Source organism: Gluconobacter kanchanaburiensis NBRC 103587 (genome assembly GCF_007988905.1).
In the GTDB taxonomy this organism is placed as follows: Bacteria; Pseudomonadota; Alphaproteobacteria; order Acetobacterales; family Acetobacteraceae; genus Gluconobacter; species Gluconobacter kanchanaburiensis.
The window spans coordinates 1-13,914 of the sequence record NZ_BJVA01000022.1; the positions used below are offsets into that span (position 1 = coordinate 1).

16 protein-coding genes are annotated in these 13,914 nt (G+C 57.2%); 2 read left to right on the forward strand and 14 right to left on the reverse strand.

The window, feature by feature from the left end:
* The 6 genes from GKA01_RS13725 to GKA01_RS12530 all read right to left on the reverse strand — a co-directional run.
* The coding region (locus GKA01_RS13725) for a MerR family transcriptional regulator (protein ID WP_208653419.1) at positions 1 to 685 on the reverse strand (685 nt) is incomplete at its 3' end.
* Positions 675 to 1,001, reverse strand: a complete 327-nt coding sequence (locus GKA01_RS12510; protein WP_146863697.1) for an integration host factor subunit alpha — start codon at positions 999 to 1,001, stop codon at positions 675 to 677. The genes GKA01_RS12510 and GKA01_RS13725, both read right to left, overlap by 11 nt.
* A gap of 73 nt (positions 1,002 to 1,074) precedes the next feature.
* On the reverse strand, positions 1,075 to 2,049 hold the full coding sequence (locus tag GKA01_RS12515; protein WP_146863699.1) for a beta-ketoacyl-ACP synthase III: 975 nt from the start codon (positions 2,047 to 2,049) through the stop codon (positions 1,075 to 1,077).
* A gap of 3 nt (positions 2,050 to 2,052) precedes the next feature.
* On the reverse strand, positions 2,053 to 3,162 hold the full coding sequence (gene plsX / locus GKA01_RS12520; protein WP_146863701.1) for a phosphate acyltransferase PlsX: 1,110 nt from the start codon (positions 3,160 to 3,162) through the stop codon (positions 2,053 to 2,055).
* A gap of 71 nt (positions 3,163 to 3,233) precedes the next feature.
* On the reverse strand, positions 3,234 to 3,446 hold the full coding sequence (gene rpmF, locus GKA01_RS12525; protein WP_146863704.1) for a 50S ribosomal protein L32: 213 nt from the start codon (positions 3,444 to 3,446) through the stop codon (positions 3,234 to 3,236).
* Positions 3,447 to 3,599: 153 nt separating this feature from the next.
* Entirely contained in the window at positions 3,600 to 4,181 is a 582-nt protein-coding gene (locus tag GKA01_RS12530) for a DUF177 domain-containing protein (protein WP_146863707.1), read from the reverse strand.
* Positions 4,182 to 4,289: 108 nt separating this feature from the next.
* Between GKA01_RS12530 and GKA01_RS12535 the strand changes: the two genes are divergently transcribed.
* A complete protein-coding gene (locus GKA01_RS12535; RefSeq protein ID WP_146863710.1) occupies positions 4,290 to 4,862 on the forward strand; it encodes an outer membrane protein assembly factor BamE in 573 nt (190 codons plus the stop codon).
* Between the two features lie 16 nt (positions 4,863 to 4,878).
* On the opposite strand, the gene GKA01_RS12540 is transcribed toward GKA01_RS12535, so the two are convergent.
* The 4 genes from GKA01_RS12540 to def are packed head-to-tail and all read right to left on the reverse strand — an operon-like array spanning position 4,879 to position 7,943.
* Entirely contained in the window at positions 4,879 to 6,270 is a 1,392-nt protein-coding gene (locus GKA01_RS12540; protein WP_146863713.1) for an ATP-binding protein, read from the reverse strand.
* Complete coding sequence (locus tag GKA01_RS12545) at positions 6,248 to 6,946, reverse strand: response regulator (protein WP_146863716.1); 699 nt, start codon at positions 6,944 to 6,946, stop codon at positions 6,248 to 6,250. The genes GKA01_RS12540 and GKA01_RS12545 overlap by 23 nt, the downstream gene beginning before the upstream one ends.
* Positions 6,943 to 7,434, reverse strand: a complete 492-nt coding sequence (locus GKA01_RS12550) for a MarR family transcriptional regulator (RefSeq protein WP_146863719.1) — start codon at positions 7,432 to 7,434, stop codon at positions 6,943 to 6,945. The genes GKA01_RS12545 and GKA01_RS12550 overlap by 4 nt, the downstream gene beginning before the upstream one ends.
* Entirely contained in the window at positions 7,431 to 7,943 is a 513-nt protein-coding gene (gene def, locus GKA01_RS12555) for a peptide deformylase (RefSeq protein ID WP_146863722.1), read from the reverse strand. Before def ends, GKA01_RS12550 begins: the two co-directional genes overlap by 4 nt.
* A 189-nt stretch (positions 7,944 to 8,132) precedes the next feature.
* Here def and rpsU point away from each other — a divergent pair, with 189 nt between their 5' ends.
* Entirely contained in the window at positions 8,133 to 8,336 is a 204-nt protein-coding gene (gene rpsU, locus GKA01_RS12560) for a 30S ribosomal protein S21 (RefSeq protein ID WP_011251722.1), read from the forward strand.
* Positions 8,337 to 8,466: 130 nt separating this feature from the next.
* Here the strand turns inward: rpsU and GKA01_RS12565 are convergent, their stop codons facing one another.
* From GKA01_RS12565 to GKA01_RS12580, 4 genes are read right to left on the reverse strand one after another with little or no spacing between them, the layout of a single operon-like run.
* Positions 8,467 to 10,584 carry a prolyl oligopeptidase family serine peptidase gene (locus tag GKA01_RS12565; RefSeq protein ID WP_146863725.1) on the reverse strand — a complete coding sequence of 706 codons (2,118 nt, stop codon included), beginning with the start codon at positions 10,582 to 10,584 and terminating at the stop codon, positions 8,467 to 8,469.
* A gap of 52 nt (positions 10,585 to 10,636) precedes the next feature.
* Positions 10,637 to 11,503, reverse strand: a complete 867-nt coding sequence (gene motA / locus GKA01_RS12570; RefSeq protein ID WP_146863728.1) for a flagellar motor stator protein MotA — start codon at positions 11,501 to 11,503, stop codon at positions 10,637 to 10,639.
* A gap of 24 nt (positions 11,504 to 11,527) precedes the next feature.
* Positions 11,528 to 12,463, reverse strand: coding sequence for a flagellar motor protein MotB (locus tag GKA01_RS12575; protein ID WP_146863731.1), 936 nt, complete (start codon positions 12,461 to 12,463; stop codon positions 11,528 to 11,530).
* Between the two features lie 49 nt (positions 12,464 to 12,512).
* Complete coding sequence (locus GKA01_RS12580) at positions 12,513 to 13,913, reverse strand: ArnT family glycosyltransferase (RefSeq protein WP_228119783.1); 1,401 nt, start codon at positions 13,911 to 13,913, stop codon at positions 12,513 to 12,515.
* Position 13,914: the final 1 nt, after the last annotated feature.

Below are 13,914 nucleotides of genomic sequence, written 5' to 3' on the forward strand. Positions count from 1 at the left end.
CGGCTTCGGCTTCGGCTTCGGCTTCGGCTTCGGCTTCGGCTTCGGCTTCGGCTTCGGCTTCGGCTTCGGCTTCGGCTTCGGCTTCGAAGCTGTCATTTCTTGACGCGATGTCAATCACTTCGTTTACGGCACTATGAGGTCCAAGGTCGGGATGTTCGGGAAAAACAATATCATCTTCATAATCTGATATTACTTCGACGCGGTGAGCGTCGTTTTCCATCACAACAGGATCATTTTCGAAAACAGTCATGTCTTCGGGAACAATTTCACTAGCGACCGGAGGAGCATGACCTGATGTATCAGCTTCCGCGAGCACGTCGCTTGCCTGAATACTTTCAGCCCCTACAGCCGGAGCAGCAGGGACCTTTCGGGAGCGCCGCTCACGCAGAACGCGCAGAACCCCCTGCCCCTTGTAACCCTGAACATAAAGCAGATCCGAAATCAGACGGAGCGTTTCGATATGCTCAGGACTGTAATACCGCCGGCCACTTTCCCCACGAAAAGGTTTGACGCCCGGATAGATCGTCTCCCAGGAACGAAGACGGTGCTGCGGAATGTGAAGCTCTTCGGCCACTTCGCTGATGGTCCGATAGGCGTCCGGAGCTTTTCTGACTTTTTCAGAAGACGCCGACAAACCGTCCCCCGAGGAAACGCTGACCGCTGGATCAGTGGCTTTATCTGTCATGAGATGTCGCCTCGGCCCCTGCATCTGCTCCGGAACCGTTCATGCGATCTCTCAGCAACTGCGACGGCCGGAATACCAGGACTGCACGCGGCAGAATGGGAACTTCCACACCTGTCTTGGGATTGCGGCCGATACGCTCGCCCTTCTGGCGAACCGAAAAAGTGCCGAATCCGCTAAGTTTCACGGACTCGCCAGCTTCAAGCCTGTCCGAGATCACGCCCAGAAGGCTTTCGAGAATCATGGAAGAATCGTGTCGGGATAGACCAACACGACTGTAGAGATGCTCAACGAGATTCGCGCGCGTGACTGTGCTCATGACACTTGCGTATCATGACGTTCAGAACAGTCAAAGGAATCAATCATTAACATGCCCCTGTGACAGGGCGACCCTACATGCGGATCAGCGCGGAACCCCAGGTCAGACCGCCACCAAGCGCCTCCATCAGCACCAGATCCCCCTTGCGGATACGCCCGTCACGAACGGCTTCGTTGAGGGCGAGCGGGATGGACGCTGCGGACGTATTGGCATGACGGTCAACAGTTACGACCACCCGCTCCGCCGGGAGAGCAAGTTTCTTGGCCATTCCGTCGATAATTCTCAGATTAGCCTGATGCGGAACCATCCATTGGATGTCTTCGCCTGTCAGGCCATTAGCTTCGAGAGCTTCATCCACGGCCTGCGACAGTTTGACGACAGCGTGACGGAAGACCTCACGCCCCTGCATTCGCAGATGTTGTGTCGTGGACGGGCAGCCCACAGCACCATCAACATACAAAATGTCTCCCGTGGTGCCATCAGAATGCAGATGTGTGGACAGGATACCTTCACCCTGTTTGCCGCCCGCTTCGAGAAGAACAGCGCCCGCTCCGTCCCCGAACAGAACGCAGGTTCCACGATCGCTCCAATCCAGCAGGCGAGAAAATACTTCACTGCCAATCACGAGAACTTTCTTGGCCTGACCGGACTGAATGAGCGCTGATCCTGTCGCCAGGGCATATACAAAGCCCGAACATGCAGCGCTGATGTCGAAGCCGAACCCCTTCGTCATTCCGAGAATAGCCTGAACCTGTACTGCAACCGCCGGGAAAACCCGATCAGGCGTTGAGGTCGCCACAATAATGGAATCAACTTCCGAAGCGGAAACCCCTGCATAATCAAGGGCCTGCCGAGCAGCTTCTGCCGCCATGCTGGCCGTCGTTTCATCTCCGGAGACGATGTGTCGCTGGGCAATACCCGTTCTCGTCCTAATCCACTCGTCCGAGGTCTCAATTCCGTATTTCGCCGCAAGATCGTCATTGGAGACAATGTCGCGCGGCAGATAGCCGCCGACACCTGTCAGGCGCACTGGAATGAAATCAGGCATTTCTTAGCTCACAGGTTCGGGGGTAGCCCGGACGGACACCGGAGCGACGGGATCGACAGCACCCATTCCCAACTGTGTCAGACGATCACGGATTCGGTCGTTCAGATGGTGCGTGACAGCGTCCATCGCAACATCGACGGCTGAGGCGAAGCTTTCCCCGTCAGCGCCACCATGTGACTTCACGACAATGCCGTTCAGACCAACAAACAGGGCACCGTTGTAGCGACGCGGATCAATCCACTCCCGCATGCGCTCAAGACCAGGCTTGACCAACAGATATCCTAGACGTGTCAGGACATTGGTCTCAAAAACGCGCCGTAACAGGCCGAAAGCCAGTTTAAGTGCGCCTTCACCCGTTTTGAGAGCAATATTTCCGGTAAATCCGTCAGTGACGATGACATCCGTGGTGCCGGCGGTGATGTCATGACCTTCAACAAAGCCATGGAACTGCGACGACAGAGCACTCGACCGAAGGCGTTCGGAGGCCTCACGCAACCGGTCATCCCCCTTCAGTTCTTCCGAACCGACGTTAAGGAGACCAATCGTGGGCGCAGGCAGACCCAGAGCAGCCTGCGCAAAAGCTTCGCCCATAATGGCAAATTCGACGAGGTTCCGTGCATCACAAGCGATATTGGCGCCCAGATCGAGCATCACCACGTCACCCCGGGCGGAAGGCTGTACGGCAACCATCGCTGGACGGGAAATACCCGGAAGGGCTTTGACGATAATTTTTGCCAGCGCCAGCATGGCACCACTGTTGCCAGCGGAGACCACGCCCAGCGCTTCCCCTGCGGCAACAGCTTCCATGGCCATCCGCATGGACGAGCCTCTGACGCGAAGTGCGGAGGTGGGCTTCATTTCCATCGGAATACTCGCAGCGGAATGGCGAATATCACAGATGCGTGCCGCTTTGGGATGCCTGGAAAGAGCCAATCTGAGAAGCTCTTCATCTCCGATCAGGAGAATACGGGCTTTAGGGTGCCGGTCGGCAGCCAGATCGAGTCCGGCAAGGACGATATCCGGGGCTTTGTCACCGCCCATTGCGTCGACGGCGAGGGCGTAAGGCCCGGAGGCCGCGATGTCACGTTCAGGCGTGACAGGCGCTATGGTCATTGAGACAGTTCCCGGACAGCATCACAGATGCGGGTCACACTTCCAAGGAAATCGTGACCCGCAGATAGGGATCAGGCGCGGACGGCGGTCTTCAGGCCCTTGCCGCTGTTTCCAGCAGCGACCACTTCGCGGCCGTCATAATGACCGCAGTGGCTGCAAACGTGGTGCGGACGCTTCATCTCGCCACAGTTCGAGCACTCTGCATGAGCCTCGGCACCCAGGGCATGGTGGCTGCGACGCATGCCACGACGGGACGGCGTGGTCTTTCTCTTAGGGACGGCCATGGCTTTTATGCCTCTTTCTGCTTCAATGTCGGCACCCCTGCTCCGCTCCCCGCGGCATCCGGTGCCCTGTTATTCGTCGTCTCGCAATCACGTCGAGTTCAGGCCGGCGGCTCTAGCAGAGCCAGGACAAACCCGCAAGCCAGACGTGGGATTTTATTCTTTCCTGCCCCCGTTTTTCAGGACTGAGAGTGCCGAAAACGGATTGGGACGGCGCGGACCATCCGGCTCCTCGCCAGACAACTGTGTTCCTTCTTCCCCTTCCGAGGGAGCGACGTCAACTGCATTTTCGAGACCACTGCCCGGTTTGCGCGGATAGGGGTCAAGCATCAGGGCAAGCTGCTCCGCCGCTGCCTCGCCGATATCGATCCCTTTTCCGTCATGGGGAACCTCGTCAGGACCATCCATATCCAGGGAGTCGATATCAAATTCGTCTTCAGGCATATCCTCGGCAGGAATAAAGCGCAGGAAGAAGGTTTCTGATAGGACATCTTCGAACGGCTCGGACGTGATAACGCAGATCTGCGTGACCTTCGCCGAAAGAATGCCTTCGGCCAGCACACTGCGGTTCTCGGACGGTGTCAGATGAAAACGGCATGTCAGGGTCTCAATGTCAGGAATGCCTAACCTGGCGGCAAGCGCCCTGCGCTCGGAAGCAGATGCCTCGATCGTCTCGTCCAGCCCTGATCCCAGCCGGTTAAACGGGATGCGTCGGGAAAATTCGGGCGAATGGGACATTCAGACACTCCACCCCCCGGAAAGCGGGGGAAATCGTTGACATGCAGGCGCCGATCGGGCACGCGCTCATTTAGAGCCGTTCTCTTGCACAGGATAGTTTCCGGATCCATGAATAACGCATCTTCCCTGACGTCCCCAAGCAGAACACGCCGCTTTCGCCGCTTTGCACAGGCGGGACTCACATGCGTTCCACTGCTGCTCGCCGGATGTTCGTTCTTTTCACCCATTCCCGAGCCCCGAGGCTCACTGATCGAAAAAACCGACTATGCCCAGCTCGTTCCGGGAACGAGCACCCGCTCGGACGTGCTTGACCTTCTGGGTTCGCCCACAGCGCACGCCACGTTCGATGACAATACATGGATCTATGTCTCCATGATCACGTCGCCGACGCCACTGACCTTCCCGAGCGTGAAGAAACAGCAGGTTGTGGTCCTGAACTTCGACAACGGGGGTGTCCTGCGCAAAATGGACACTCTGAACAAGAAGAACGCCATGTATGTCGGCATGGTCGGCGCGAAGACGCCGACGCCGGGAACAAGCTCTTCCATTCTGCAGGAGCTGCTGGGCAATGTGGGCCGCTACAACCCGATGAGCGGCATGAGTAGCCAGTTCGGCGGCAGCACCGGACCGATGGGCGGTCAGGGCACAGGCAATGGTGGTGCTGGTAATACGCTTCCCTGAAATCTTGCGGAGCTGATTATTTAGGAAGCTCCAGCAGGACCCTCAGACCGCCCAGCGGACTTTCCATCAAACGAATGGAACCGCCATGGGCATGAATGATGTCCCGCACGATTGTCAGGCCTAGACCACCTTTTCCGTCCGTGCCTGGGGCGGTTTCCCTGAGTTCGGAAATCGCGGCACGTCGGTCGGCGGGAAGGCCGGGGCCATCATCCTCTATTGTAATTTCAATGCTCCGCTCTCCTTCGCGCAGGGAGAAGCGCATGGCGCCTCCATGGCGACGCGCATTTTCCGCGAGATTCGTCAGCACCCGTCTCAAGGCGTCAGGACGCACAATGGCTTCAACCCCTTCGCGGCCTTCAACCCCCAGAACCCTCCCTCCAGCACGCACCGTTGCGACGGCCACATCATCCAGCATGCCCCGAAGGTCGATCGGAACAGGCTCCTCCGCCCCCTCTCCGCGCGCGAACGACAGATAACTTCCGATCAGGCGCTCCATATCCTCAATATCGGCAACCATATCTGCAAGATCCGGTGCAAGATTTTCTGCACGGATCAGCCCTGTGGTCGGGATCATGGCCACCGTCAAACGCAGACGAGTCAGAGGTGTCCGTAGATCGTGTGACACACCCGCCAAAACAGCCGTTCTCTGCGCCACAAAACGGTTGACACGCGCCTGCATGCGATTGAACGCGACAGCAGCCTGACGCACCTCCCGGGCACCCTGAGGGCGAATCGCTCCCTGATCCCGTCCCATCCCGAACAGTTCCGCCGCGTGACCCAGCCGGCGTATGGCCCGGACCTGATTACGCATGAAGAGCCCCGCGATCAGGAAAAGCAGAATGGAACTGCTGACCGCCCAAACGACAAACAGCCAAATCGGCCCAATGTTCAGACGCTTGATCGGGACCATGACAACCATCACGCCATCGGAAAGCTGAATGGAAGCCCGTACCGTCTGCGGCGATTCCGACCAGTCCACATCATAGGCACGCCCCAGACTCTGCTGGATTGAACGGGCAAAATCATCATCCACCGGACCGAGCACGTGGTTGGTGCCTTGTCTGGACAGAGTTTCGCCGGGGTGAAATGTGAAGCCGAGCTGGGTGCGGGATGAGGCGTCCTGCAGAACGACCGAACGCCTCGAGGCCAAAGGCTCATGCTCGATCATCGCCATGACGAGCGAAATCTCGCCCGTAACGCCGTCCGACAGGCGTCGGGAAACGACATTCAGATAGGTCCCGTAAAACAGGCCCAGCGCGATCGCCTGCGTGACCAGAAGCGGGATGAGCACGATAAGCATCGAACGCCCCATGAGGGAGCGCGGCAGCAGACGCCTGAGAGGACGGTCCAGCCTCTGCCAGGCATCGTCACGCCCGGCGATGGGGTCAGCGTCCGGGTTTGAGAACATAGCCTTTTCCACGAACGGTATGAAGAAAACGCGGCTCCTTGGGATCGACCTCAATACGACGACGCAGGCGTGTCACCTGAACATCCACAGCACGTTCGCCGATCTCGTCCATGTCGAGCGCGCGCGCGATGGCCTCACGGGACAGTACGGTTCCGGGCTGGCTTGTCAGAACCCCCAGCAGGGCCGCTTCCCCTCCCGTCAGATGAACCGGACCTTCGGGACCGCTGAGCAGGCCGCGCTTGATATCGAATTCCAGCTCCCCGAGGCGAAGCGTCTCCGGCAGTTCATTCACAGCTGGCAGAGAGGGCACGACACGCCGCAGATGCGCTCTCAGACGCAACAGAAGCTCCCGAGGCTCGAACGGCTTGCCAAGATAGTCATCCGCGCCGGCCTCCAGTCCACCAATTCTGTCCGCAGGCTCCCCACGGGCGGTAAGGAGCAGGATCGGTAGCGACAGACCATCCCTGCGCAGACTGTTGGTCAATGACAGGCCGTCCTCGCCCGGCATCGTTACATCCAGAACAAGTGCATCAGGCTGAATACGCGCAAGAACCTCGCGCGCAGATCCGGCATCAAGGGCCGTGCTGACACGGTACCCGTTTTCCGAAAGATAGCGCTGAAGCAAACGCAGAAGACGAGGATCGTCATCGACGACCAGAATATGCTCGTCACTCATCGACCCGGATACTCCTCTGGAGGTTGAAGTGCTGTCAGAACCCGTCGATAGCCTTCAACTGCACTCATGCCGGCTTCACGATAGGCGCGTGTCATGACGTCACGGATTATGAGGAACAGTTCACGCTCAAGCTGCTCTCCGGCTTCCGTCAGCCGCAACGGACGTCTGCGGCGGTCATGACGGTCCTCTTCCTGTATCAATAGTCTGCGCTCACGGAGATCGCCCAGAGCGCGCCCTAAGGACTGTTTGGTAATACCAAGGCTGTTGAGGAGCGCGCCCGGCGTTATGCCTGGGTGGGCGGCCGTCAGAAAGAGAATACGGTGGTGCGCAGATCCAAGTCCTTTTTCACGCAGACGAATTTCGCATTCGGCATTCATGATGCGCCATGCCAGCATCATCGCTTCATAGGACTGGCGGATACGGTCTTCACGCAGATACAGATGCGCAGAAGCAGCCGAAGAGGGAACATCCATACCTCTGGAGTTCACCGAACGATTTCCTCCACATATCCGAAGCGATCGAAATCCGTAATTCGCTGCGGGTATAGAATCCCGTTCAGATGATCGTTTTCATGCTGAAGCACATTGGCGTGAAAACCCGTTGCTTCCCCTTCAACCAGCTCGCCCCTTTCGTCCAGTCCGGAATACCGGACCGTCGCATACCGCGGCACATCCGCCCGAAGTCCCGGAATCGAAAGGCATCCTTCGCTGCAGACCATCATCTCGTTACCGACCGGCGTAATCTCGGGGTTGATCAGAACGCGCGGCAGCAATGCGTCGTCAGGATTCTCCACGCGGTTCGTCGGAACATGATAAACGAACAGACGCAGGGACCGATGCACCTGGGGCGCTGCAAGCCCTGCGCCACGGGCATCAGACATCGTTTCCAGCATGTCCGCTATCAGGGCTTGGATTTCCGGAGCTTTCGGGTCGGAAACCGGCTGCGCCACCTGATTCAAGACGACATTCCCCATCCGGGCGATCTTGAGCAGGGTCATAAAACTGTCTGTCCTTAAAGAGGGAGTGGAATCAGTGGTACGGCAGAGTGCGCTCTAGGAATAATCCATTCAAGCGCGACTGAGGGAATTGCGTTCCCGCCGAAAGATGTGTTAAGGCCACGATCCTTAGTTGGAATGCCATATCACGGGTGGCGCTGAAGAGCGGGCCCATAAGGAGTTGACGGCACCGTGCAGGTTCTCGTTCGTGACAACAATGTTGACCAGGCGCTCAAGGCGCTCAAGAAGAAGATGCAGCGCGAAGGCGTATTTCGTGAGATGAAGCTGCGTCGCCACTTCGAAAAGCCCTCCGAGAAGCGCGCCCGCGAAGCAGCTGAAGCTGTTCGTCGCGCCCGCAAGATGGAGCGCAAGCGTCTGGAGCGCGAAGGCTTCTAAGTCTTCCCGTTACCCGAACGATAAAAGGCCGCGTCTTGGGACGTGGCCTTTTTTTATATCCGTCAGAAATGGACGCCGTACGTCTTCCCTGCCTGCGCTAAACAGACAGGGAAGACAAAAAAAACACGGTTCAGGGCGCGTCCATCAGCTTCCGACTGAGATAAATGGCCTCAAGCGCACGCTCATGCGCCACTTCCGCAGCGTTGACCGTTCCGGCATGACCACCCTCGACGTCCTCATAATAGAGGAATGGCAGATGCAGGCTCTCAAGGCGTGCGGCGAATCTGCGGGCATGGACGGGCCCTACACGATCATCCCTCGTCGAGGTGAAAATAAATGGCTCCGGATATGAAATACCGGGTTTCAAAGCCTGTAAAGGTGACATCTTCTCCCAGAAAGCGCGCGGACCGGGCTCTGAAATACTCCCATATTCCGCCGCCCAGGATGCACCCGCCGCCATCTGTTCATAGTTCATCATATCCAGAAGCGGCACGCCAATGATCGCCGCATTCCATAGATCCGGATGCTGGGTAAATTCCACGCCTGCAAGAAGCCCGCCATTGGAGCGGCCACGCAACCCGAGATGCCGAGGAGACGTGATGTGACGCGCGATCAGATCCCGGGCTACGGCCGCGAAGTCATCATATGCCTTCTGGCGCCCCTCCCGCCGGGCCGCTTCATGCCATACAGGCCCGAATTCGCCGCCACCACGGATATTGGCCATCACATAGACGCCTCCCCGATTGAACCACGTGATCCCAAGATCGGGATGATATACAGGAAGGTAGGATAGCCCGAAGCCGCCATAGGCCGTCATCAGCGTCGGCCTCACACCGTCCCGCTGCCAGTCCTTTGGGTGCACGATGAAATAAGGAACTGCCGTTCCATCGACGCTTGTGGCCGACATCTGCTCGACCGTCAGTCCGGAAGCCTCAAAAAGATCGGGTTGCCTGTAAATGGGGCGCACAGACTGCGATGCCGTATCCAGTCCCCAGAGCTGGGGCGGTTGTATGAAGCCTTCCATCTGAAGATAAGCCTGTGACAGCGTAGGATCTGACGAAACGATTTCCGCGGCCATGTTCCGGGGAAGCGAAATGGTATGGGCCGTCCATTCCCCCGCCTCGTTCCGTCTATACAGCTTCAGAACAGGCTGAACATTATCATACAGAACAACCGCCAGCCCGTCTCTGGTGACAGCCATCGCGTCCCCCATTCCATCCCCGATGGTCTGACGGGAAGTCGGGGAAAGAACGAGCTGTGGCTGAGCAGGGCTTTGAGGATCCAGGGCGACAATACTGTCCGCATTGATCGTTCGACCGCCAACAGACCAGTCCTGAAGCAGATGCAAGATCAATCGACCATCGAAATAGGAGAGGCTGTCATATTTTTCTGGCAGGGACAGAACAGACAGGGTGCGGGTTGAGGGATCGAAAAGACGGAGTTCTGTATGAAAGAAATCCTTATGACGGCTTACAAGAAAAAGTTGATGTCCTTTGTCGTCACGCAAGCTCTCTGGTGAAACATCCATGTCCGTGCGTTTTCCACGATAGATCTCCACGGCCTGGGACAGGGTCTGGCCACGATGCAGCAGTCGCACGGAATAAGGATAGCCTGACTGCGTCAGCCCAGCACTGCCGGCTCCCCAGTCACGCGCAACAAGAAGCGTATCGGCATCAACCCACGTTACACTCTGTTTGCCTGAAGGCAGGACAAAACCATCCGGTAAGAAAGTATTCTTCTGCGTATCATATTCACGGACGACATGAGCGTCCTCTCCTGCCTGAGAGAGGGACATAAGGCAGAGACGTTCCTGTGGGGCGAGGCAGTCGAGCCCTTCCATAACCCAATTAGCATGTTCTGCCCGGGCCAGAGCATCCAGATCGAAACGCTCCCGCCATTGCGGATGCCCGGAATTAAAGGAAGCGGGAGAAGCACTACGCCAGATCCCGCGCACATGCGCTTTGTCCTGCCAGAAATTCCAGATTTCGCCACCCTGCTGATGAGGAGCCGCAAGACGCGCTGGTGACTGCTCAGCAGTCAGGATTTTACTATAAAGAGGTTTGTAACGGGGATCGGACGCAAGCACCGACTCTGTATGAGCATTTTGTGCCTTTACCCATGCCAGAGCCTTACTGCCGTCTGTCCGATCGAGTTCTGAGGGAGAAGGAACAGAGATCGTTCCAGCGTATGCCGTCAGAGGCAGAATGGAGAGAGACAGACAAACCGCTCTCGCAAAAACAGGAAACATAAATAGCCTTTACGATGCCGACAATAACGGCATCGTAAAGACAAGCGGACGATCAGGCCACCGCCGCTGCGCTGACTGCCTCCTCGACTTCCTGAAAGCTTGGCATGAGATCGGAGGGAATACTCTTGCGACCGATCTCCACACTGACCTGCGGCGCATTTCCCTGAAGATGAGCCACGACAACCGAACGAACGAGATCAAGATAAGACGCTTCCTCCTCAACCACGCCACCCAGACGGCTCGCAATGGGGGCAACGATTCCATAGGCCAGAAGAATGCCAAGGAACGTTCCCACCAGCGCTCCTGCAATCATCTCGCCGAGGATAATAGGTGGCTTGCTGATCGAGGCCATTGTCTTGATGACACCCAGAACGGCCGCAACAATACCCAGCGCCGGCAGTGCATCGGATACAGACTGAAGCGCGTGCGGAAGATGCATTTCCTCACGCATGTTTTTTTTCAGCTCATTCCCCATGACTTCATCCATCTGATAGGGATCAGTCGCATTCATTCCCGCCATCCGAAGGTAATCGCAGATGAAGGAACAGATGTGAGGGTTATCACGAATTTTGGGAAATGCACCGAAAACAGTGCTCCCCTGCGGATCCTCAATATGGGATTCCAACGCCATGAAACCTTTTGAAGACGCCATCTTGGCGATATGAAACAACAGGCTCAAAAGATCGACATAATCCGATCGGGTATACTGGGAGCCCTTTATCGCTTTTTTAATGCCGCCAGGCAGATGCTTCACGGCGGCAATGGAATTGGCCATCAGGAAGGTTCCAACCGCAGCTCCGAGAATGGTCAGCAGTTCGAAAGGCATTGAGGATACGAGAGGCCCGATGGCTCCCCCCGAAGCTACGAACGATCCGAACACACAGCCCAGAACAACAACCAGACCGATAATAATGAACATCCGGAAATTTCCTGATTTTTGAATTTACTGAGAAATATCGGGGGACAGCATCAGCACAATCCGACGGTTGCTGGGACTGAGAGGATGGATGGCATCTAAAAGATTGCGATCAGCGTAACCGCTGACAGATTTAAGGCGCCCGTCTGGAAATCCGCTTTGCACAACGAGATCCCTTACGGCGACAGCCCGCGAACTGGAAAGGCTCCAGTTACTGAGTTGTCCGAGCCTATATGGAGTAGCATCGGTATATCCAGCGATGGAGAGCTTTCCAGGAAGCTTTTCAAGATAGGGGACAATAGCCCGAAGCAGTTTCACGGCATGCGGATCAGGGGAAGACTGCCCCATCGCAAACATCGGTTGATGGTCAGAATCAACAATCTGGATATGCAGCCCATCGTCGCCGACAGTAACGGAAACCTGGGATCGCATATCAGCGAGAGCAGGCGTGTTGCTGATCAGCGCCTGAATCTTTTTGGCAGCATCGGCCCGTGCTTCCTGCTCAGCCTTGAGGGCCGGAGGAGCTACTGGAGGCTCCCCGGGCTGAATCTGGCTGTCATGCAGAACGACGATCTGGGCCGTATGAACACTTGAAGCATTCTGCTCCCTGCCCTGTCGAGCCGTAGCAGCACCCTGGAGAGGTTTTCCATACTGGTCTTTCCCAGGCGTGAGAGCCACGGCTTTAGTTTCCAGAGAGACGGGCTCGGGCGCGGCTGGCAGAACATTGTCCACCGGCGGCGGCATATCTTTCCAGATCGCCATGGGATTGAAGAAGTTTGCAATACCCTTGCGCTGCTCCTCGGTCGTGGCATTGATCAACCACATCACCAGAAAGAACGCCATCATGGCCGTTACAAAATCGGCATAAGCAATTTTCCATGCACCGCCATGATGCCCGCCCGCGACCACATCAAAGCGCTTGATGATGATCTTCCGAGCCTCCTTGCCATTCTGATTAGACATCCTGCCTCCTGAATAGGGGCAGTATGGCAGCCGAGTCTTAAGGAGAGGTTTAAGAAGGCCCAGGAAGCTGCGCGCCAACGACCTCTTCGGGAGAACTCAGACTGTAGCAGCGTATGGGTTGACCCCGGACGTTCCGGCACAGTGTGGCCGATTGATCGACAGGTGCCGCATGTCGTTGCTCCTCGATCCTGATGGCTCTGGGGGAAGAGGTTGAGGGAAAACGAAACAGTCTCCAACGGGAATCCGTTCCCACCACAGGGAGAATATTCTGCGTAAACGCGAGGCGGGCAGCCAGCCCATAGTCGTCAACGGCAAGCGCAGTAGCCCCTTCTGAACGGGCTTTCAGCGCAACCGCCTTGGAAAAAGCACTCCATCCGCCGGTGAGACGCAAGACCGGATCCCGATGTGGTATCAGATGAAGAGGGGAAAAAAGGGCCTGAATGGACACAAAAAGCGTCACCAGGAAACCGCTGATGACAGCCGGTTTTATACGCCACCCAGCTTCCAGAGCGGCCAGAGCGAGAACGGGATAGATAACGGCGGGCCAGTTCGGCTGAACTCGATCCCCCAAAGCGTGCGTTCCAAAGACCACAACAGGAACCAGAGCCATCCAGGCCAGAAGCCTGTTGCGTCTGATGCAGGCCCAAAGCCCCATGACAAACAGAATAAAGATCAGAGGCGTCGCCAGCCCGATCTGTCCTCCCAGCAATTCACCGATAAACTGCATGGCGCGCGCTGGACGCCAGTCGCCCGCACGGCCACCCTGTCTCAGAAAGCTGGCCCAGTGATTATGGGCGTTCCACAGGATGACGGGAAGCATCGTTACCGCAAGAGCGGGAATGGCAAGCCACGGCCCAGGCTGTCGACGCAGGCGCGCGGTACTGAGAACGGCGCCTCCCAGTCCCAGCCCGATCAGAACAGCCGTATATTTCGAGTCAAATGCGAGTCCGAGCAGAATGCCGGATCCTAGCCACCAGGGAATGGCCCCGCGTGCTGTCAGTGTCGGATCAATGGCGCGACTAAGCGTGTAGAGGAACAGGGTAACAAAAAACAGAAGGGGCGTATCGGGCGTCATGGTTGCCGCCCCAAGACCGAGCATGAGGGTCGCATTCAGCAGAAGCGCCACCTTGAGGCCTGACTGGGGCCATGCAAAGGACGGCAAAAGCCGCCGCGCCGCATGATAAAGAGCCCAGCTTCCTGGCAACACCGAGAGCGGCCCCAGAAGACGAACCCCCAGGGGCGTGTTTCCTGCGATCCAGGTACCAGCACGGATCCAGAGCGCCACCATGAAAGGATGGTCCAGATAGCCGCACTGAAGACTCCGGGACCAGACCCAGTAGTACGCTTCGTCAGGAGTCAACGGGACATTTGCAGCAAGAAGCAGCCGAAGGACGGTCAATCCCCCAAGGAGCCCCCAGAACCAGCGGACAGACGTTGAGGCTTCACTCAAG

Bases quoted from the DNA above. Each gene is read 5' to 3' on its own strand.
- GKA01_RS12510 (WP_146863697.1), bottom strand. From the start codon at position 1,001: ATGAGCACAGTCACGCGCGCGAATCTCGTTGAGCATCTCTACAGTCGT.
- GKA01_RS12515 (WP_146863699.1), bottom strand. From the start codon at position 2,049: ATGCCTGATTTCATTCCAGTGCGCCTGACAGGTGTCGGCGGCTATCTG.
- plsX (WP_146863701.1), bottom strand. From the start codon at position 3,162: ATGACCATAGCGCCTGTCACGCCTGAACGTGACATCGCGGCCTCCGGG.
- rpmF (WP_146863704.1), bottom strand. From the start codon at position 3,446: ATGGCCGTCCCTAAGAGAAAGACCACGCCGTCCCGTCGTGGCATGCGT.
- GKA01_RS12530 (WP_146863707.1), bottom strand. From the start codon at position 4,181: ATGTCCCATTCGCCCGAATTTTCCCGACGCATCCCGTTTAACCGGCTG.
- GKA01_RS12535 (WP_146863710.1), top strand. From the start codon at position 4,290: ATGAATAACGCATCTTCCCTGACGTCCCCAAGCAGAACACGCCGCTTT.
- GKA01_RS12540 (WP_146863713.1), bottom strand. From the start codon at position 6,270: ATGTTCTCAAACCCGGACGCTGACCCCATCGCCGGGCGTGACGATGCC.
- GKA01_RS12545 (WP_146863716.1), bottom strand. From the start codon at position 6,946: ATGAGTGACGAGCATATTCTGGTCGTCGATGACGATCCTCGTCTTCTG.
- def (WP_146863722.1), bottom strand. From the start codon at position 7,943: ATGACCCTGCTCAAGATCGCCCGGATGGGGAATGTCGTCTTGAATCAG.
- GKA01_RS12565 (WP_146863725.1), bottom strand. From the start codon at position 10,584: ATGTTTCCTGTTTTTGCGAGAGCGGTTTGTCTGTCTCTCTCCATTCTG.
- motA (WP_146863728.1), bottom strand. From the start codon at position 11,503: ATGTTCATTATTATCGGTCTGGTTGTTGTTCTGGGCTGTGTGTTCGGA.
- GKA01_RS12575 (WP_146863731.1), bottom strand. From the start codon at position 12,463: ATGTCTAATCAGAATGGCAAGGAGGCTCGGAAGATCATCATCAAGCGC.